17 protein-coding genes and 1 pseudogene are annotated in these 18,661 nt (G+C 65.8%); 13 read left to right on the forward strand and 5 right to left on the reverse strand.

What is annotated here, in order from left to right; all coding sequences use genetic code 11:
- From VNC39_RS13085 to VNC39_RS13115, 7 genes and pseudogenes are all read left to right on the forward strand, one after another.
- Positions 1–525, forward strand: a pseudogene (locus VNC39_RS13085) (type II and III secretion system protein family protein); the annotation flags it as partial.
- 11 nt (positions 526–536) lie between these two features.
- The gene (locus tag VNC39_RS13090) at positions 537–839 is read left to right on the forward strand and encodes a hypothetical protein (RefSeq protein ID WP_325399907.1); all 303 of its coding nucleotides are present in this window, start codon (positions 537–539) and stop codon (positions 837–839) included.
- Between the two features lie 40 nt (positions 840–879).
- Complete coding sequence (locus tag VNC39_RS13095) at positions 880–2,142, forward strand: AAA family ATPase (RefSeq protein WP_325399909.1); 1,263 nt, start codon at positions 880–882, stop codon at positions 2,140–2,142.
- A 3-nt stretch (positions 2,143–2,145) separates the two neighbouring features.
- Positions 2,146–3,579: a CpaF family protein gene (locus tag VNC39_RS13100; RefSeq protein WP_325399911.1), complete on the forward strand. Its 1,434-nt coding sequence runs from the start codon at positions 2,146–2,148 to the stop codon at positions 3,577–3,579.
- Entirely contained in the window at positions 3,579–4,565 is a 987-nt protein-coding gene (locus tag VNC39_RS13105; RefSeq protein ID WP_325399913.1) for a type II secretion system F family protein, read from the forward strand. The genes VNC39_RS13100 and VNC39_RS13105 overlap by 1 nt, the downstream gene beginning before the upstream one ends.
- Before the next feature lie 5 nt (positions 4,566–4,570).
- Complete coding sequence (locus VNC39_RS13110) at positions 4,571–5,503, forward strand: type II secretion system F family protein (protein ID WP_325399915.1); 933 nt, start codon at positions 4,571–4,573, stop codon at positions 5,501–5,503.
- Positions 5,504–5,553: 50 nt separating this feature from the next.
- Complete coding sequence (locus VNC39_RS13115) at positions 5,554–6,618, forward strand: SPOR domain-containing protein (RefSeq protein ID WP_325399917.1); 1,065 nt, start codon at positions 5,554–5,556, stop codon at positions 6,616–6,618.
- Positions 6,619–6,750: 132 nt separating this feature from the next.
- On the opposite strand, the gene gltX is transcribed toward VNC39_RS13115, so the two are convergent.
- The gene (gltX, locus tag VNC39_RS13120) at positions 6,751–8,148 is read right to left on the reverse strand and encodes a glutamate--tRNA ligase (RefSeq protein WP_325399918.1); all 1,398 of its coding nucleotides are present in this window, start codon (positions 8,146–8,148) and stop codon (positions 6,751–6,753) included.
- 75 nt (positions 8,149–8,223) lie between these two features.
- Between gltX and VNC39_RS13125 the strand changes: the two genes are divergently transcribed.
- The 5 genes from VNC39_RS13125 to VNC39_RS13145 all read left to right on the forward strand — a co-directional run bounded on the left by VNC39_RS13125 (position 8,224) and on the right by VNC39_RS13145 (position 15,199).
- Positions 8,224–10,251, forward strand: a complete 2,028-nt coding sequence (locus VNC39_RS13125) for a ComEC/Rec2 family competence protein (RefSeq protein WP_325399920.1) — start codon at positions 8,224–8,226, stop codon at positions 10,249–10,251.
- Between the two features lie 26 nt (positions 10,252–10,277).
- Complete coding sequence (locus VNC39_RS13130) at positions 10,278–12,359, forward strand: polysaccharide biosynthesis tyrosine autokinase (protein WP_325399922.1); 2,082 nt, start codon at positions 10,278–10,280, stop codon at positions 12,357–12,359.
- Positions 12,360–12,514: 155 nt separating this feature from the next.
- Positions 12,515–12,949, forward strand: a complete 435-nt coding sequence (locus tag VNC39_RS13135) for a MarR family winged helix-turn-helix transcriptional regulator (RefSeq protein ID WP_325399924.1) — start codon at positions 12,515–12,517, stop codon at positions 12,947–12,949.
- Complete coding sequence (locus VNC39_RS13140; protein WP_325399926.1) at positions 12,946–14,232, forward strand: MFS transporter; 1,287 nt, start codon at positions 12,946–12,948, stop codon at positions 14,230–14,232. The genes VNC39_RS13135 and VNC39_RS13140 overlap by 4 nt, the downstream gene beginning before the upstream one ends.
- Before the next feature lie 49 nt (positions 14,233–14,281).
- Positions 14,282–15,199 (forward strand): ketopantoate reductase family protein, encoded by a 918-nt coding sequence (locus VNC39_RS13145; RefSeq protein WP_325399928.1) that lies wholly within the window; start codon positions 14,282–14,284, stop codon positions 15,197–15,199.
- A gap of 115 nt (positions 15,200–15,314) precedes the next feature.
- Here the strand turns inward: VNC39_RS13145 and VNC39_RS13150 are convergent, their stop codons facing one another.
- Both VNC39_RS13150 and VNC39_RS13155 read right to left on the reverse strand, forming a co-directional pair.
- Positions 15,315–15,515, reverse strand: a complete 201-nt coding sequence (locus VNC39_RS13150) for a hypothetical protein (RefSeq protein ID WP_325399930.1) — start codon at positions 15,513–15,515, stop codon at positions 15,315–15,317.
- The gene (locus VNC39_RS13155; RefSeq protein WP_325399932.1) at positions 15,490–16,416 is read right to left on the reverse strand and encodes a LysR family transcriptional regulator; all 927 of its coding nucleotides are present in this window, start codon (positions 16,414–16,416) and stop codon (positions 15,490–15,492) included. Before VNC39_RS13155 ends, VNC39_RS13150 begins: the two co-directional genes overlap by 26 nt.
- A 108-nt stretch (positions 16,417–16,524) precedes the next feature.
- Here VNC39_RS13155 and VNC39_RS13160 point away from each other — a divergent pair, with 108 nt between their 5' ends.
- Positions 16,525–17,364: an oxidoreductase gene (locus VNC39_RS13160; protein WP_325399934.1), complete on the forward strand. Its 840-nt coding sequence runs from the start codon at positions 16,525–16,527 to the stop codon at positions 17,362–17,364.
- A 76-nt stretch (positions 17,365–17,440) separates the two neighbouring features.
- Here the strand turns inward: VNC39_RS13160 and VNC39_RS13165 are convergent, their stop codons facing one another.
- Positions 17,441–17,671 (reverse strand): hypothetical protein, encoded by a 231-nt coding sequence (locus VNC39_RS13165; RefSeq protein WP_325399936.1) that lies wholly within the window; start codon positions 17,669–17,671, stop codon positions 17,441–17,443.
- 6 nt (positions 17,672–17,677) lie between these two features.
- Positions 17,678–18,661, reverse strand: a 984-nt coding sequence (locus tag VNC39_RS13170; RefSeq protein ID WP_325399938.1) for an acyltransferase, incomplete at its 5' end; no start/stop codon positions are given.

Here is an 18,661-nt window from a genome sequence, read left to right on the forward strand (position 1 = left end):
GTCACGGTCAGCTTCCGGAATTTCGGCATCCTGCTCACCTTCACGCCCACCGTGTTCGCCGACGGGCGCATCTCCCTGCAGGTGGCGCCGCAGCTCAGCACGATCAGCGCCGCCAACGGCGTGACCATCGCCACGCCCGGCACCAACAGCGCCATCACGGTGCCCTCGCTGAACGTGACGCAGGCCTCGTCCACCGTGATTCTCGGCAGCGGGCAGGGCATGGCGATTGCCGGTCTGCTCGAGGATACCAGCACCGATACCAACAACGCCGTGCCGGCGCTGGGCGAGGTGCCGGTGCTCGGCGCGCTGTTCCGCGGCGACAGCTTCCAGCGCGAGCAGCAGGAAATGGTCATCACGGTAACGCCGTATCTGGTGAACCCGGTCAACCAGCCGGCCACACTCGCCTCGCCGGACGATGGCTGGACACCGCCCAACGACCTGCAGCGGATCCTGTTGCTGCGCAATAACGGCACCGACAATGAAACCGCCAGCATTCCGGGCGATGCCGGGTTCATGGTGCAATGAGGGAATACGCCATGCGCCGCGCCGCGTTTTTCGCGTTCTGCACGATCCTTCTGGCCCTGAGCGGCTGCCAGGGCGCGTTCGATCCGTTTCAGCGCCCCGGCGACTGGTCGGCCACGGGGGCGGCCAACGAGAACATCGCCCAGCAGGCGGCCGCGCCTTCCGATCTGATTTCCGGCCGGGGCAACCCGTATGCCAACGGCGTCGCCGCCACGGCCGCGCTCGACAAGGCGCTGGGGCCGAACGGCACGGCCGCCGGTCTGCAGGCGCCGGCGCAAATCGTCATGCCGCCCAGCCCGGCCGGCAGTTCGAATTGATCGCGGCCATGGCAAGGGGTTACCGAACGGGAGTTGTGGGATGAACGAGCAAAATGTCCGCTCGGTGCTGGTCGATAGCGGCGTGATCAGCCGCCCCGACCGGCTGACCGTCCTGGCCTTTCTGGGCGATCCGGCCACCGAGCAGGTGCTGCGGGACGGGCTGGGGGATCTGGTGGCGAACGGCATGGATGTCCGCCGCGGCACGGTGCGCACGGCGGTTTCCGCCATGGCGAAATTGCCGACGCCGGAAGTGCTTATCGTCGACATCGCCGGCGAAGACCAGCCGCTGCACGCGCTGGGCGAACTCTCCGATGTCGTGGAGCCCGGCGTGCGCGTGCTGGTGATCGGCGACACCGACGATGTCGATTTCTACCGGCATATCACCCGCGGCATGGGGGTGATGGAATATATCTGCAAGCCGATCACGCGCGAGGCGGTGGCGCGGCATTTCGCGCCGCTGGTGACGCGCAAGACGATCGGCCAGGATTCCGCCCGCGGCGGCCGCGTCATCGCCGTCATGGGGGCACGCGGCGGCGTCGGCGCCACCACCATCTCCGGCAATCTCGCCTGGATGTTGGGGGTGGTCGCCAAGCGCCACACCGTGTTCCTGGAAGCCGATCTGTACCTGGGCTCCGGCGCGCTGCTGCTGGGGGCGAAAACCAGCCCGGGCCTGCGCATGGCGCTGGAAACGCCCGATCGCATCGACCCGCTGTTTGTCGAGCGCGCCGCGCAGCCGGTCAGCGAACGCCTGCAGGTTTTGGCGTCCGAGGAGAAGCTCAACGAGCCGCTGCACTATGCGCCCGGCGCGGCGCGGCGGCTGATCGATGCGCTGCGCGTGCGCTATAATTTCATCATCGCCGACGTGTCGTTTCAGCCGATGCCGTGTAATCGCGAACTGATCGAGTTCGCGCATCACCGTGTGATCGTCATGGACCCGTCGCTTGCCAGCGTACGCGACACGCTGCGCCTGCTCGGCCTGCCGAATGGCCCGTGGCAGCCGCAAAGCCCGACCATCGTGTTGAACCGCCAGGGGCGGCCGGGCGGCTTGACCCGCAAGCAGATCGAGGATGCGCTGAAGGTGAAGGTCGACGTGGTCATCCCCGATCTGCCGAAGCAGCTCAATGAGAGTGCCACCTTCGGCGAGCCGGCGATGAACGCGCGCGGGCCGTTCCGCCAGGCGATCATCGAGCTGTCGCGCGAGATCGGCTTCGCCGGCAACCGCGAGGAGATGGGGGCCGTCAGCCAGCAAACCGGCGCGCTCAGCGGCATGTTCAACAAGATGCTGCGGCCGCAGAAAGGATAGCGGATGACGGATGTCAGCCTGCCCACATTCGGCCGACGCCGCAACGAGACGGTTGCCAGCCCCGCCGCCGCGCCCCGCGCCCCCGGCACGCCGGCCGGCCCCTATCTGGCACCCGAGCTCTCCGCCCGCGCCACGGCGGACCAGCATGACGCGGGACGTCTTACCTCGGTTCTCGCCGTCCGTCCGGACATCGCCGAGCTGCGCGGCATTTGCCTGACCCGCATGGACGCCACGGCGGTCGCCTCGCTGGCGCCGGAGCGGCTGCTGATCGAGGTGGAACGGCTGATTTCGGACCTCGCGACCGAACGCCGCGTGCAGTTGAACGGCCGCGAGCAGCGTACCCTGGCCACCGAGCTGGTGGACGACATGCTGGGGCTCGGCCCGTTGGAGCCATTGCTGCTGGATGACAGCATCAATGACATCATGGTCAACGGGCCTGACCACACGTTCGTCGAGCGCGGCGGCAAGCTGGTGCAGGTGCCGGTGCGCTTTCGCGACTGGACGCATCTCACCAACATCTGCCAGCGCATCGCCGCCTCGGTCGGCCGCCGCGTCGATGAGGCAAGCCCGATGTGCGACGCGCGCCTGAAAGACGGCTCGCGCGTCAACATCATCCTGCCGCCGCTGGCGATCGACGGGCCGTCGCTGTCGATTCGTAAGTTCGCGAAAAAGCCGATCGATTTCGAGAAGCTGATCGGCTACGGCTCGCTCACCCCGCCGATTGCACGCGTTCTGGAAATCGCCGCGCGCTGCCGGCTGAACATCATCGTGTCCGGCGGCACCGGCTCCGGCAAAACCACGATGATGAACGCGATGAGCCGCTTCATCGACCCGTCCGAGCGCATCGTCACGGTCGAAGATGCCGCCGAGCTGCAATTGCAGCAGCCGCATATCGTGCGGCTGGAAACCCGCCCCGCCAGCCTCGAGGGCAAAGGCGAGGTGAACGCTCGCGACCTGGTGCGCAACGCTCTGCGTATGCGCCCCGATCGCATCATCATCGGCGAGGTGCGCGGCGCCGAGGCGTTCGACATGCTGCAGGCGATGAACACCGGCCATGACGGCTCGATGTCGACGATTCACGCCAACAACACCCGCGACGCGCTCGCCCGCATCGAGAACATGGTGCAGATGTCGAGCATGGGGCTGACCCCGCGCGCGATCCGCACCCAGGTGGTGGCGGCGGTGAATCTCATCGTCCAGGTGGAGCGCCAGCGCGATGGCGGCCGCCGCGTGACGCAGGTGACCGAGATCGCGGGGATGGAAGGTGAGACCCAGCTGCTCAACGATATTTTCAAATTCGAAGTCACCGGCGAAACCGCGACCGGCCGCCTGACCGGGCGCTACGAGGTCAGCCGCATCCGCTCCTCCTTCACGGACCGGCTGCAATATTACGGCCTGGAGCGCAGCTGGATGGCGGCCCTTGAGGAAGTGGCCTGATGTCCGAGGAAATCCTCGTCCTGGGCGCCTTGGTGCTGATCCTGCTCGCCATGGCAGCCCTCGCCACGGCGTCGGTGATGCAAGGCCATAAGCGGCTGAAGAAATTCGAGAGCCGGCTCACCGCGGTGGTCACGCCGGGCGCGGCGCAGGCGAGCGCCCCCGCGGAGACGCGGTCGCTGACGCGCACTGTGACGCGCGGGGAACAGATCAGGGAGCAGGCGGCGTCCTTCATCGGCGTCGATCTGCGACAGGAGGAAACCTACCCGATCAAATGGTGGCTGGTGCCGCCTTTGGCTTTGGCCGCGACGCTCATCATCGATTGGCTCGCCTCGCACCCGCTGGGCAGCCATCCGGTGCTGCTCGACACGCTGTTCTATCTCGGCACGCCGGTCGTCTGCCTGCTGCTGACGAAACTCACCTTCGGCTGGTTCATGAATCGCCGCAACACCAAATTGCTGGAACAGTTCCCCGACGCGCTCGGCACCATCGTCCGCTGCGTCCGTGTCGGCATTCCCATGGGCGAGGCGCTGCGCACGGTGGCGCGCGATGCGCCGCAGCCGACCAAGACCGAGTTCGACATCTTGGCCGACAAGGTGGCCATCGGCATTCCGCTCGATGTCGCGCTGCGCGAATTGTCGGTCCGCATCAAGCTGACGGAATATCAGTTTTTTGCCACCGCGCTCTCGTTGCAGGCGCGTTCCGGCGGCGGCATCACGCAGACTTTGGAAACCCTGGCCGACGTGATCCGCAAGCGGGTCGGGCTGAAGGCGCGCGGCTACGCGCTCACCGCCGAGGCGCGCACCAGCGCCATGATCCTGGCGGCGCTGCCCTTCGTCGCCGGCGGCGCGATTTTCTTGATGCAGCGGCAATATATCATTTTGCTGTTCAACACCGGGTCAGGCCAGGCGATTCTCGGCGCCGCCGTGCTGCTGATGGGCATCGGCATGGGCATCATTCAGTTCATGATCAGCAACGTTCTGAAATAGCGCCAATGCCCATCCTCTATATCCTAGCCGCCATCGTCGTGATCTTTGCGATCGTTGTTGCCAGCGGTTTTTTCCTGGTCCACGAATTGGCACGCGCCTCGCGCCTGGCGCGCCGGATCGAACTGGTGGTCGAAGGCGACAAGCCGCCCGAGCCGAAGCCGGACACTTCGTCATTGCTGCGGTTTATTTCCGCCTTCGGCATGCTGATCGCCCGCAGCGGCCTGCTGTCGCGCAAGACCCTCGCGGAGATGACCGCGACGCTGGAAACGGCGGGCTTCCGGGGCGGGCGCGGCCTTGGCCTGTTCATCGGCGCCAAAATCCTATTGGCCATGGTGATGCCGCTGGTGCTGTTCGTGGTGCTGCATAATTTTGGCGCTGGCACGCTCTGGACCATCGTCAAGCTTGCCGGGGGCGCCGTCGCCGGCCTGCTGCTGCCGGAAATGCTCGCCAACAACATCCGCGAGCGCCATCTCACCCAGGTTGCCGCTGGTGTTCCCGATGCGCTGGACATGCTGGTGATCTGCGCCGATGCCGGGTTGGCGCTGGAAGCGGGGCTGGCGCGCGTGGCGCAGGAGATCGGCAATCTCAACGCCGCTTTGGCGATGGAACTCACCCAAACGTCGCGCGAGTTGCAGATCGGCGCGGATATGCGCCAAGCCATGGAGGCGCTGGGTAACCGCACCGGGCTGGTCACGCTCAAGCGGTTGGCGACCACGCTCTCGCAATCGCTGCAATACGGCACGCCGCTGACCCAGGCGCTGCGCACGCTCTCCGCCGAACTGCGTCAGGAAGCCTTGATCCTGTTCGAGGAGCGCGCCGGCCGCTTGCCGACCATGATGACCATCCCGATGATCCTCTTCATACTGCCCTGTGTTTTCCTGGTCGTCGCAGGGCCCGCCATCGTCAACGTGATGGCGATATTGGGCGGACATAGATGATCCTGGGCGTGAGTTGTTCGCCTGACGAAGGAAAAGGCTTGGCTATTATCATGGCTTCTCCGCAGCGCCGTGCAATGTCGCCTTGCCTGGGACCGGCTCTGGCGCTGCTGCTTGCCTCCTGCGCGTCATCGCACACCAACGCCGCCAATCCGGCCGGGCCGAGCACGCTGAACGTCGCCGATGCGGCGATCGCCGGCGGCGACCCCGGCATGGCGCTGTCGGTGACACGCGCGATCCTGGCCAGCGCGCCGGACAATGTCGACGCGCTGATCCATGAGGGCAACGCCTATTATGCGCTGCAACGCTGCCCGGCGGCGGATGCCGCCTATCAGGTGGCGCTGCATTACGACCCGCATGCAACCCAGGCGCAAACCGGGCTCGGCCGCTGCCTGCTGAAAACCGATCCGCACGCGGCGGAGCTGGCCTTCACCCAGGCGCTCGCCGACGACCCGAACAATGCCGACGCGCTCAACGATCTTGGCATCGCGCGTGATTTGCAGGGCAATTTTGCCGGCGCGGTCGTGCCGTATTCCCGGGCGCTGCTGGCCGACCCCTCGATGACCGCGGCGGAAGTCAATCTCGGCCTGTCGCTGGCGCTCTCCGGCAACGGGCCGGAGGCGCTGCAATATCTCGGCCCCTTGGCGACCGGCCAGGGGGCGACGCCGAAAATCCGCGAGGATTACGCCGCAGCGCTGCTCGCATCCGGTCGCCAGGCCGAGGCGCGGCAGGTGCTGAGCATCGACCTGCCGCCCGACCAGGTGCGGCAAGCGATGCGCGGGTTCTCGCAGGTGATCGTGCAGTCCGAGGCGGCCTTGCCGCCGGCCCCGGCCCTCACAGAGGCCCCGGTCGCGCCCGTGGCGGCACCGCCGCGAGGCCACACGCTTGTGCAGCTCGGCGCTTTCAACTCGCGCAGATTGGCGGAACAGGTGTGGCAGCATCTCGACGCGCGCGACCCGGCCTTGTTCGCCGGCCGCACGCCGGAAATCACCTCGGTCATCGTCAAGCGGCGCGTCTTCTACCGGCTGCGCGTCGCCGGCTTCGAGAATGACGCGGCAGCGAGCAGATTTTGCGGCGCGGTGGCGGCCGCCTCGGCCTGCACGCTGGCGGATTTTTAAGGCAGGGAAAGGAAGGAAGCGCTTCTTTTTTGAAAAAAAGAAGCAAAAAACTTTTTTAAACTTTGGGCCATGGGCGTTGGCGCCTACACAGCCCATGGCCCAGCGTAAACAAAAGTTTTTGCGCCGCTTTTTTCAAAAAGCGGCCACTTCCTTCAGCCTCGCCAGGCTTTCCTCCCGGCCCAACGCGGCCAGGGTTGCGTCGATTCCCGGGCTCATGGTGCTGCCGGTCAGCGCCGCGCGGAGCGGCTGCGCCACCTGGCCCAGCTTCAGCCCCTCGGTTTCCGCGAAGCTGCGCAGCGCGGCATCGACCGCGGCAACAGAGAAATCCGTGGCGGCGAGCGCCGGGGCGAGGCGCGCGAGCATCGCGCGGGCGTCCGGCGTCAGCAGCGCCTCGGCCTTGGGCTCGAAGGGCAGGGGCCGGCTGCGCGCCAAGAACGCGGCGGAAGCGGTGAGGTCCACCAGGGTCTTCGCGCGTTCCTTCAGCCCCGGCATCAGGGTCAGGATGCGGGCCTGCGCCGTGGCATCGGCGCTGATGCCCTGCGCTTCCAGCCGCGCCAGCACGTCGCCGGTCAGGCGCGCATCGTTGGCGCCGCGTAGCCACAAGCCGTTCAGATGGGTCAGCTTGGCATAATCCATGCGGCTCGCCGCGCGGCCCACGCCTTCCAGGGTGAACAGGGAAATCTGCTCTTCGCGGGGCAGGAACTCGGCATCGCCATGGCCCCAGCCGAGGCGGAGCAGATAGTTGCACAATGCCTCCGGCAGGAAGCCCTGCTCGCGGAATTCCAGCACGCTCACCGCGCCATGGCGTTTCGAGAGTTTCGCGCCGTCGGCGCCATGGATGAGCGGAATATGCGCGAAATGCGGCGTCTCCCAGCCCATGGCGTTGTAGATCTGCACCTGCCGGAACGTGTTGGTCAGGTGGTCATCGCCGCGGATGACATGGCTGATCGCCATGTCGTGGTCGTCCACCACCACGGCATGCAGATAGGTCGGCGTGCCGTCGGAGCGCAGGATGATCATGTCGTCCAGTTCGGTGTTCTGGACGCGCACGGTTCCCTGCACGAGGTCATGCACCAATGTCTCGCCCTCGCGGGGCGCTTTGAGCCGGATGGCGGGTTTGACCCCGGCCGGCGCCTCGGACGGGTCGCGGTCGCGCCAGCGCCCGTCATAGCGCGGCGCGCGGCCTTCGGCCTGCGCCGTTTCACGCATCTCCTTCAACTCATCCGGGCTGGCATAGCAGTAATAGGCGCGGCCCGCCGCCAGCATCTGCATCGCCACTTCCACATGCCGCGCCTCGCGGCTGGACTGGTAGACCGGCGCCGCGTCGGGCGTCAGGCCGAGCCAGTCCATGCCCTCGAGGATCGCCTGCACGGCTGGTTGCGTGCTGCGGGCTTTGTCGGTGTCCTCGATGCGCAGCAGAAATTCGCCGCCCGTATGCTTGGCGAACAGATAGTTGAACAGAGCGGTGCGGACGCCGCCGACATGCAGCATGCCGGTGGGTGAGGGGGCGAAGCGGGTGCGAATGGTCATCAGCCGCCTCTAGCATTTCCGCCCCCCTCTTTGCCAGCCAGCGCAAGAATGTTAGTAATTAGCAACGAAAAAAGGATGGCGATGCGCGCCTGGTTTGCCGCCTGGCTGGAGGCCGAGCAGGATCGGTTCCTGCTGCTGATCCCGGTTGCCATGGGGGCGGCGATTCTCGGCTATTTCGCCTTGCCCCGTGAACCGAAGCTTTGGCTCGGCGTTGTCGCGGTTGCGTGCGCGGTGGCTTTCCTGGCGGCGTTGTGGCGCTCCCCCGCCGGCCGGCTGGTGGCCGCCTTGGCCCTGGCGGCCGCCCTCGGTTTTGCCCGGGCGGAATGGCGGACCGCCGATGAACCCGGCTTTGTCCCCGTGCCGCACAAGAGCGTTGAAATCTCCGGCACCATCGCGGCGATCGACCTGCTGCCGAATGGCCGGCGCATCACCCTGGCGCACCCGAGCCTGGATGACGGCGCCCCCCTCCAGCGCGCCATAAGGGTGCATTTGCGCAGCACCGACGACACGCCTTTGTGGCTCGGCGAGGCGGTCAAGACCAAGGCATTGCTGTTCGGCCCCGAGCGCCCGGCCTATCCCGGCGGCTGGGACCAGGGGCGGCAGGATTTCTTCTCGGGGCTGGATGCGTCCGGCTTCGCCATCGCGCCCGTCACAATCACCGCCCCGGCGCAACCCGGCACGCTGGCGCGCCGGCTGCAGGCCCTGCGGCAAGACATCGCCGCGCGCATCCTGGCAATTCTGCCGGTCGAAACCGGCTCGATCGCGGTGACGCTGCTCACCGGGGAGGAACAGACCATCCCCGTCGCGGAACGGAACGCCTTCATCGCCGCCGGGCTCGCGCATATTCTCGCGGTCGCGGGGCTGCATGTCGGCATCGTCATGGGGCTGGCCTTCACCGCCACGCGGTTTCTCCTCACGCGGCACGAGCGCATAACGGTGCGCTGGCCCGTCAAGCCGCTGGCGGCGACCGCCGCCTTGGCGGCCGGCCTGGCCTATGCGCTGCTCACCGGCGCGCATTTGCCGATCCTGCGCAGCCTGGCCATGGCCAGTTTGGTGACGTTGGGCATCATCGTCGGGCGCCGCGCGGTTTCGCTGCGCGGGCTGGGCCTCGCGGCGATGCTCATCATGCTCGCCAGCCCGGAGGCGGTGATGGGCACCAGTTTTCAGATGAGTTTTTCCGCCGTGCTGGCGCTCATCGCCGGCTACGAAGCCGCGCGAAACCTCAATATGCGATTTCATGGGGGGACGAGCCTTGCCGGTCGCATGGGAGGGCATGTTATCGCCCTTGCCTTCACCAGTCTGCTCGCCGGCGGCGCCTCGATGCCCTATGCCGCCTTTCAGTTCCAGCAGATCCAGCCTTACTGGATTCCCGCCAACCTCGTCGCCGTGCCGCTCACCGCCCTGTGGATCCTGCCTTGGGGCCTCGCCGCCCTGGCGCTGATGCCGCTCCATCTGGCGGCGCTCGCTTTGGTGCCCATGGGCTGGGGCATCGCGGTGATCATCTGGATCACCGCGCGCATCGCCGCCTGGCCGGCCGCCATGCTGCGCATCGCGCCCATGCCCGACGCCGCGATCCTGCTCATCACCGCCGGGCTGATCTGCTTAAGCATCTGGCGCAGCGCGGCGCGCTATGCGGGGCTGCCGCTGTTGCTGGCCGGCGCGCTGGTCTATGCCGCCGCCCGGCCGCCGGACGTGCTGGTCTCCGCCGATGCAAAGCTCATCGCCCTGCGCGACGGCGCCGGCATTCTCCTGGTGCGCCAGCCTAAGGCGCAATCCTACACGCTGGCGCAATGGGCCCCGGTCTGGGGCGGCACGCAGCTCGTTCCCGCGTCTTGCACCGCCACGAGCTGCCGGGTGGGCCGCGTGCTGCTGGCCATGACGCCGCCGGCCGGAGGCTGCGGCGATGCGGCTGTGGTGGTCTCGCCCGAGCCGCTGCGCGGCGCGTGCGCCTCCGCGCCGGTCATCGATCGCTTCTCCGTCTGGCGCCAGGGCGCCATGGAAGCCTGGGTCGGGCCGCATGGCGTGCGGCTGCGCAGCGACCGGATGGCGCAGGGCGACCGGCCCTGGGTGCAACCATACCCGCCCGATGAAACTTTGCGTTGACGCAATGATCAACTTGCAATTACGTAATGAATATGAGCCTCGCATTGCCAGATCTGACTTTGCCGGCGCACCCCAGTCTCGCCGAGCAGTTGTTATGCCTGCGCCGCCGTTGGCGCATCGTGCTTGGCTGTACGCTCGTGGTCTTCGGCATCACCTCCTTCGTCCTGGCGCATCTGCCGCTCACCTATACCGCGACCGGCATGCTGCTCTACGCCCCGGAACAGGCCTCCGTGCCCGACCGCGAATCTCCCCCGGCCCTGACGGACCAGGACGCGGTGACGGCCAGCCAGACCGAAATGATCGCCAGCCTGCCGGTGGCCCGGGCCCTGGTGACACAGCTCGACCTCGCGGCACAGCCAGGGTTCAGCCGGGTACTGCGGCCCGCCCCCTGGCCGTTGAGCCTGTTTGAAGCCCCGGCCGGGCACGGCGCCGACGCGCTGGCCGCCGCGGCGCGCCGCGCGCTGCATGTGGCGGTGGAGCCGGGGTCGGACGTGCTCGCCGTCTCCTTCACCGCGGAAAATCCCGCTTTGGCCGCCGCCGCCGCCAATCTCGCGATGCGGCTTTATCTCGACCATGAGCGCCAGGATTCCTATGCGCGCTTCAGCGATGCGCAATCCTGGCTGCAGGAGCACGCCGCCGCGGTGCAGGCGGGGCTGGATGAGACCGAGACGCAATTGGCCAAGGCGCGCGCCGCCGCTGGCGTGGTGCAGGGCGCGCAGGCCAGCCTGACCACCGAAACGGCCAGCCAGCTCACGGCCTCGCTGGTGCAGGCCCAGGCGAGCCTGGCGCTGAACCAGGCGCAGCTCGTGGCCGCCGCGCGCGACACCGCCGCGATTGCGCCCAACCTGGAGCTGCTACGCAAGGAACAGGCGGACCTGGCGGCGCAGGTGGGCGCGCTGCAGGACGTGTACGGCGCGGATTACCCGGACCTGCGCACCACCAAAGCGCGATTCGCGGCGATCACCGCGCAGATCGATGCCGCGACCGCGCGCGCGCAGGACGCCGCGCGTGCGGATGTGGCGGCCGACCGCGCCGACATCGCCACATTGCAAAAAGCCCTGACAACCACGCGGTCGCAATCGCAAACCGAGGATGCGGACTCCGGCCCGGTCCGCGCCTTGGAACAGCGCGCGGAAGCGGGGCAGGCGATGCTGCGCTCGATCGCACTGCAATCGGATCTGCTGGCGCAGGATGTCTCGCTGACCCGGCCGGATGCGCGCATTCTCTCCACCGCCGCCGTGCCGACGACGCCCAGCGCGCCGAACCGCTTCATCATCCTCGCGGCCTCTCTGGCTCTGGGGCTGTGCGGCGGTTTGCTTCTGGCCGGGCTTGCCGATGCGCTGGACACCTCGTTCCGGTCTGGCATCGATGTGCGAGAGCAACTCGGGCTCTCTTGTCTGGCGCTGGTGCCGGAAATCCCCCAACCGCAACAGGCAGGGCTGGAAGCGCCGTTCTCGTTGTTCGCCGAGCAATTGCGCGCTTTGCGGGCGGGGCTCCATCTCGGCACCGTGCCGCGCCTCGTCGCCGTCATCGCGGCGCGGCCGGCGGAAGGGAAAACCACGCTGACCATCGCTTTCGCCCGCGCCTTGGCTTCGTCCGGTCTGCGCGTGCTGGCCATCGACGGCGATATCCGCCAGCCGGGCTTCAATCCGGTGTTCAATGTCGGCGGCGCGCCGGGCTTCACCGACCATCTGGCCGGGCTGGCCGCGCTCGACGACGTGCTGCTGCCGGACCCGTTGAGCCCGCTGACGGTGCTGCCCGCCGGAACCCAGGCAAAAGCGGCATTGTCCTTGTTCCTGTCGCCGGCCTTGGACAGCTTCATGGCGCAGTTGCGCGAAAGCTGGGACGTTGTGCTGCTCGACGTGCCGCCGGTCTTCGCCCTGGCGGAGGGACGTGTTCTGGCGCGGATGGCCGATTGCGCGCTGCTGTGCATCCGCTGGGGCGACACGCCGCGCCATGTCGTACAGGCGGCCATGACGCTGCTGCGCGAAGCCGGCGTGACCTTGGCCGGCGCTGTGCTGACGCGGGTGAAAGTGCGCGAACATAGCCGCTCAGGGTTCGCCGACGCTGAGATTTATCAGCCGCGGTATGGGGGGTATTTCCGGTAGCAAGAAAGCAGCCGCTTTTTGGAAAAAAGCGGCGCAAAAACTTTTGTTGCGCTGGGCCGGGGCGGTGAAACGGCACAGGCAAATAGGCCAAGCACCATACGAAGACCAAATCTGAGTGATTGACCAGAACGGCAATGCGGCATAGTATGATGTATATGCATCATACTGAAAACACGACCTGCGCCTGCACGGCGCTGCGCAAGGCGTCGCGCGCCGTCACCCGCCTGTATGACGAGATGATGGACGAAACGGGCATGTCGATCGTGCAGTTTTCCATCTTGCGCAACATTGCGCGGCATGACGCTCTGCCCCTTATGCAGCTCGCCAATCTGCTGGTGATGGACCGGACGACCTTGTACCGGGCGCTGAAGCCGATCGAGCAACGCGGCTGGATCTCGCTCAGCGATGGTGAGGGGCGGTCCAAGCTGGCCAGCCTGACGGCGAGCGGGCGAAAAGCGCTGAAAGATGCAACAAGCGCCTGGCAGGCGGCGCAAGCCCGGCTTCTTGGCAGTGTCGGAATGCAGGATTGGACCGCGCTCGAAGCCTCCCTGGCCCGGCTTGTGGAAATCGCCTCAGAGGCAGCGCCATGAGCCGCCTGCTGCATCGGACCGGGCTGGTATCGCCACGCTTGCATATCATGCTCGTCGTCGCCGTCACGTTTCTGGCCTTGCTCGTGTCAGCCGGCCTGCGCGCGACGCCCGGCGTGCTGCTCCTTCCTCTCCAACTGCAATTCGGATGGGACCGTGCCATCATCTCATTCGGTGCGGCAGTAGGTATTTTCCTGTACGGTCTCGTCGGCCCCTTTGCGGCCGCTTTGATGCAAACCATCGGCATCCGCCGTACCATGCTGGGCGGTCTTGGCCTGATGGCGGCCGCGACCTTCATCAGCCAATGGATGAGCGCCCCTTGGCAATATGTTCTGACCTGGGGTGTCTTTTCCGGCATCGGCAGTGGCGCGGTGGCTTCGGTTCTGGGCGCGGCGGTGGTCAATCGTTGGTTCGCCACGCGCCAGGGCCTCGTGATGGGACTCTTAAGCGCCAGCACGGCCACGGGGTCATTGATCTTCCTGCCGTTCCTGGCCTGGCTTTCGGCGCAATATACGTGGCGCCCGGTGGTGCTGACGGTGAGTCTCGCCTGCCTCGCTTTGATCCCCATCGTCGCGCTGATCATCCCGGAGTCCCCGCAGGATATCGGCACGCGCCGTTATGGCGAAGGGCCGGGCAGCGCGCCGGCAGCGCCGTTGAAGCAGGCGCGCACCGCCACGCTGGCGATCCAGGTGCTGCTCCGTGCCGCCAGGCGCCCTGCCTTCTGGCTCCTGTTCGGAACCTTTTTTGTCTGCGGCCTGACGACGAACGGGCTCGTGGGAACGCATATGATCGCCTTTTGCGGCGACCATGGCGTGCCGCCCGTGGCGGCAGCCGGGCTCCTGTCGATGATGGGGTTTTTCGATTTGTTCGGCACGACCGCTTCGGGGTGGTTGACCGACCGGCACGATCCGCGCCTGCTGCTGGTCGTTTATTACGGTCTGCGCGGCCTGTCCTTGATGGTCCTTCCTTTCCTCAGCTTCGACACGGCGGATCTGACCATCTTTGCCGTCTTCTACGGCCTTGACTGGATCGCCACCGTGCCGCCGACAGTCAAACTTTCCAACCAGATTTTCGGAGAGCGGGACGCGCCGATCGTTTTCGGCTGGATTCAAACGGGGCACCAGTTGGGGGCCGCGGCGGCGGCCTTCGGTGCCGGGTTGATCCGTCAGCAGAGCGGCACCTATCTCCCCGCCTTCGTCGGTGCGGGAGCGATGGGTGTTGTCGCCGCCTTCGTCCTGCTTCTCTCTCTCCGAACCTCGCGGCGGCTGGCGGCCGCCGTTAGCTGATGCCCCGCGTCCACGCAGCGGACGGTTCGAACACCCTCAAGGAGGAAACATGCGTATTCTGATTGTCGGCGCCGGCGCCGTGGGTGGCTATTTTGGAGCGCGGTGGATCGCCGCCGGGCGCGATGTCACGTTTCTGGTCCGGGACGGAAGGCGCGCAACGCTGGCAAAGACCGGGCTGACAGTCCTGGGCCTTGGCCAGGATCTCCATGTCGAGCCGCGCGCGATGACCGCCCTGGAACTCAACGAATCATTCGACCTGGTTTTCATCACCGTTACCGGGGATGCGTTGCAAGCGGCGCTCAACCAGATCGCGCCTGCCATCGGACCGGCGACCTCGATCATCACAGCGCTGAACGGTGTTCGGCATTTCGATATGCTGCGTGACAAATTCGGGCACGAGGCCGTATTGGGCAGTGTCGTGAAATGCGTGACGAAGCTCGACGAAGAGGGCCGCATCATCGTACTCACGCCGCTGGCGCAGATCGCCTTTGGCAACTGGTCCGGACAAGAAGATGAGCGGCTGCAGGCGGTCCACACCGCGCTGAGTGCCGATGGCATCGATGTACATATTTCTCCCAGCATCCGCGAGGAGATTTTTGAAAAATGGCTCTTGATGATTGCCCTGGGCGCAGCGAACAGCCTGCTCAATGGCGATGTCGGGACGATCAATGCCGAGCCTCGCGGTGCCTGGGCGATTCAAGAAATCCTGAGGGAGGGTCAAAGAGGTTTAATCGAGATCGGCATGTGTCCTCGCGATTCGGCCGTCGAGGCCATGTCGCGTCTGTTCAGCGACACCGCGTCACGTCAGACATCATCGCTCTACCGCAACATGGCGGCAGGACGCCGCATCGAGCTGGAGCCCATCATCGGTGATTTTCTGGATCGCGTCGCGGACCATCGTGTCTATCCGCTGATCTCCGCGGCTTACGCGCGTCTGGCGATTTATATGAGGTCCAAAAACAGCTAGCGGAAGGCGTCCACACAACGCGAGACCATCATAACGCCAGTGCGACGTGTGGTCGAAGCTCGCCTCGGCGCTTTCCAAGAGATCGGTACGGAAAGTTCCCGTCGGCCGCCCATATTCACTCCGCCGCGCGTTCCCGCCCGGCGAGCAGCACCACGTAGCAGCGCAGGAAGGGCAGGCGCAGGCGGCGGCGGAAATCGATGGCGTGGCGCGTGCGGTGCCGCATGCCGAAATGCCGTTCGACCGCTTCGAGCTGTTCGGCATTGAACCGCCCCGCCAATGCCGCCGGCGGTTCAGGCCAGCACGGCCTCCGTGGCAACCGGGTTTCCCTTGTCCGCGCGTAAGAAGTCGATCAGGGCCCTGAGCTTGCGCGGCACGCGCTTGCGGTCGGGATAATAGAGCGTGAAGCCCGCGAGAGCAGGGCTCCAATCGGGCAGCAGGCGAACCAGCCTTCCGTCAGCGAGAAACTGTTCGATGTAGCCGTTGATCATGTAGGCGATGCCAAGCCCATCGAGAGCCGATTGAACGAGCAGGGCGGAATCATTGAACACCAATCTGCCGGAAACTGTGACGGCAAGACGTTCCCCCGCTTTTTCGAACTCCCATCTTTCGATCTGTCCGGAAGGAAGATGCCGGAAGCCGATACAGTCGTGCGCCAGAAGATCGTTCGGATGTTGCGGCACGCCATGCTCCGCGATGTAGGCAGGCGAGGCGATCACATGGGCGGTCAGCTTTGGTCCCACGGGAACGCCGATCATGTCCCGCGCGATGACATCCCCGAACCTGATCCCGGCATCGAAACCGTCGCGTACGATGTCGATCAAGCCGGCCTCAACGACAACCTCGACCTCGATCTCCGGATAGGCCCGCAGAAAACGCTGCAGAATCGGTTGGATGACGATCATGTGGCCCGCGCGCAGGGCGTTCAGCCGAAGTTTGCCCTTCGGCCGCAGGGCCGTGTCGCCGATTGCCTCTTCGGCGCTCTCAATATCGCGAAGCGCCGGGCCAACGCGTTCAAGGTAGTGCAATCCGGCCTCAGTCAAGGCAACGCTGCGCGTCGTCCGATTGAAGAGACGAACGCCCAAGCGCGTCTCCAATCCGCGAACCGCTTGGCTGACCGCCGAGGGTGAGATTCCAAGCCGTTGGGCGGCCGCGGCGAAGCTGCCATGTTCCGCGACGCTCAGAAACTGGGGCAAACCATCGAACGAACTGTTGGGCATGGGAATAATCCTGAAGTTTTGCCTTCATAGTCTATCAAAGAATCATCGAATTATCAGAGGGATCTTTCAGTGGCATGTCTCCACCACATCACGAAAGGAGATAATCAGATGACCTCGACCGCAAAGACCATTTTCATCACGGGCGTCAGCTCCGGTTTCGGCCGGGCGCTTGCAACCGAGGCCCTGGCGGCGGGATACCGTGTCGTCGGGACCGTACGGAGTGAGGCGGCAGCGGCGGAGTTCGAGCGACTTCACGCCGAGCGCGCCTTCGCCAAACGGCTGGACGTTACCGATGATGCGGCGGTTCTGGCCGTCCTGGCGGAGGTGGAGCGTGAAATCGCCCCCATCGACGTGCTGGTCAATAATGCAGGGTATGGTCTGGAGGGCGTGATCGAGGAAAGTTCGATGGCCGACCTGCGCCAGCAGTTTGCCGTGAACGTGTTCGGCGCCGTCGCCGTCATGAAGGCCGTCTTGCCCTTCATGCGGACCCGGCGCTCCGGCCATATCATCAACATCACGTCGATGGGCGGCCACACGACCTTTCCCGGGTTAGGCTTCTATCACGGCACCAAATTCGCTTTAGAGGGCATTTCGGAGACGCTGGGGAAGGAAGTCCGGGATCTCGGCATTGCGGTCACGGCTGTGGCGCCCGGTGGCTTTCGAACCGACTGGGCTGGGCGCTCGATGATCCGCGCGCCACGCTCGATCGGCGATTACGATGCGACATTCGAACCGCAGCGCGCGGCACGCCAGGCCCGCAACGGAAAGCAGGCAGGAGATCCGAGAAAGGCCGCGCAAGCAATCCTGAAATTGATCGAGAGCAAGGCGCCTCCCGCTCACCTCCTGCTCGGGCCGGATGCGGTGACCGCTGTCGGCGCAAAGCTTGAGAATTTGCAGGCCGAGATCGAGGCCTGGAAGGAGGTCTCTCTGTCCACCGATTTCGACTAAGAAAATTGCCGTTTCGTGGATGTGAGGTTGTCAGCGAAGGGTTGCTCCTTGTTCGCAAAGAGAAACCTTCGCTGACTTACTCCGCCGCGCGTTCCCGCCCGGCGAGCAGCACCACGTAGCAGCGCAGGAAGGGCAGGCGCAGGCGGCGGCGGAAATCGATGGCGTGGCGCGTGCGGTGCCGCATGCCGAAATGCAGTTCGACCGCTTCGAGCTGTTCGGCATCAAACCGCGCCGCCAGCGTCGCCGGCAGGCGCGCCAGGAAGCTCGTGAGATCGCTGCTGCGTGCGGTGCTCCGGTCCGGCGCCATGGGATGTCAGTCCGTCAGGCGGTTGAGCATGGGCAGGCGGCGGAACGCCCAGGCTTTCAAAGCGATGGGGCCGAGCGTGCCGGCGGCCATCAAGGCGGCGGCGAAGGGCAGGAAATGCGCGCCATTCCAGGAGCAGACCAGCAGCAGCAGCCCTTTGGCGAGCCCGATGCACAACGTATTGAACAGATAGATCATGAAACTGTACCGCCCGAGGAAGAGAAGACCGGGCGATGATGGCGCTAAAGATCTTAAGGAACCGTGAAGGGCGGGCATGGCGAGCATGCCCACGGGCAGGAGCAGATATTTTTCCGGCCAGTCGGCGCCATCGACCGCGATCACGCCCAACGCGCAAATCAGCAGGCCGAGAAAAAGCGGCCAATTTCGGTCGATGAAGCGGTCCCAGCCGCCCCCCAGAAAGGCAGCCCCGGCGCCTAGCGCAAAAAACACCGCGTATCTGCCGATGCGGTCGAGATAGAAATAAGCCGGCCATGGGATGATGTAGAGAACCACGCAAAAAATCAGCAGCACAGGATAGTGACGCGGCGAACCACGGAGCAAAAACATCGCGCCGAGGCTGACCGTGAACAGCACGATCAGATACCACACCGACACGGCCGGGCTGGCCGCCGTATGCCAGAACAAATCGGCGACTCCGCCCGACAAGGTGCGCGGCACATGGTCCACAACGATAAGATTCGCTGCCAGGCGTTTGGCCACGACGATGAACAGGCCGAGCGCGAAGAACGGCAGCAGCAGGCGCCGCGCCCGCGCCGCGACGATGCCGGGCCAGGCCGAACGCGGCGCCAGAATGGTCCCCGAGAGCACCGCGACGAAACCGCTGAGATACAGGAAAAACGGCATGTGGAAGGCATACACAGCGCGCCGCAACGGCTCGTACCACCCCACGCCGGCAGGGTCGGCGCGCGCCACAAGGTGCCCGAACACGACGAGCAGGATGGTGAAGCCCTTGGCGATGTCGATGTCGTGGCG

Source organism: Acidocella sp. (assembly GCF_035535915.1).
GTDB lineage: Bacteria > Pseudomonadota > Alphaproteobacteria > Acetobacterales > Acetobacteraceae > Acidocella.

Bases quoted from the DNA above. Each gene is read 5' to 3' on its own strand.
- VNC39_RS13090 (WP_325399907.1), top strand. From the start codon at position 537: ATGCGCCGCGCCGCGTTTTTCGCGTTCTGCACGATCCTTCTGGCCCTG.
- VNC39_RS13140 (WP_325399926.1), top strand. From the start codon at position 12,946: ATGAGCCGCCTGCTGCATCGGACCGGGCTGGTATCGCCACGCTTGCAT.
- VNC39_RS13145 (WP_325399928.1), top strand. From the start codon at position 14,282: ATGCGTATTCTGATTGTCGGCGCCGGCGCCGTGGGTGGCTATTTTGGA.
- VNC39_RS13110 (WP_325399915.1), top strand. From the start codon at position 4,571: ATGCCCATCCTCTATATCCTAGCCGCCATCGTCGTGATCTTTGCGATC.
- VNC39_RS13105 (WP_325399913.1), top strand. From the start codon at position 3,579: ATGTCCGAGGAAATCCTCGTCCTGGGCGCCTTGGTGCTGATCCTGCTC.
- VNC39_RS13095 (WP_325399909.1), top strand. From the start codon at position 880: ATGAACGAGCAAAATGTCCGCTCGGTGCTGGTCGATAGCGGCGTGATC.
- VNC39_RS13115 (WP_325399917.1), top strand. From the start codon at position 5,554: ATGGCTTCTCCGCAGCGCCGTGCAATGTCGCCTTGCCTGGGACCGGCT.
- VNC39_RS13125 (WP_325399920.1), top strand. From the start codon at position 8,224: ATGGCGATGCGCGCCTGGTTTGCCGCCTGGCTGGAGGCCGAGCAGGAT.
- gltX (WP_325399918.1), bottom strand. From the start codon at position 8,148: ATGACCATTCGCACCCGCTTCGCCCCCTCACCCACCGGCATGCTGCAT.
- VNC39_RS13155 (WP_325399932.1), bottom strand. From the start codon at position 16,416: ATGCCCAACAGTTCGTTCGATGGTTTGCCCCAGTTTCTGAGCGTCGCG.
- VNC39_RS13135 (WP_325399924.1), top strand. From the start codon at position 12,515: ATGCATCATACTGAAAACACGACCTGCGCCTGCACGGCGCTGCGCAAG.
- VNC39_RS13165 (WP_325399936.1), bottom strand. From the start codon at position 17,671: ATGGCGCCGGACCGGAGCACCGCACGCAGCAGCGATCTCACGAGCTTC.
- VNC39_RS13160 (WP_325399934.1), top strand. From the start codon at position 16,525: ATGACCTCGACCGCAAAGACCATTTTCATCACGGGCGTCAGCTCCGGT.
- VNC39_RS13130 (WP_325399922.1), top strand. From the start codon at position 10,278: ATGAATATGAGCCTCGCATTGCCAGATCTGACTTTGCCGGCGCACCCC.
- VNC39_RS13100 (WP_325399911.1), top strand. From the start codon at position 2,146: ATGACGGATGTCAGCCTGCCCACATTCGGCCGACGCCGCAACGAGACG.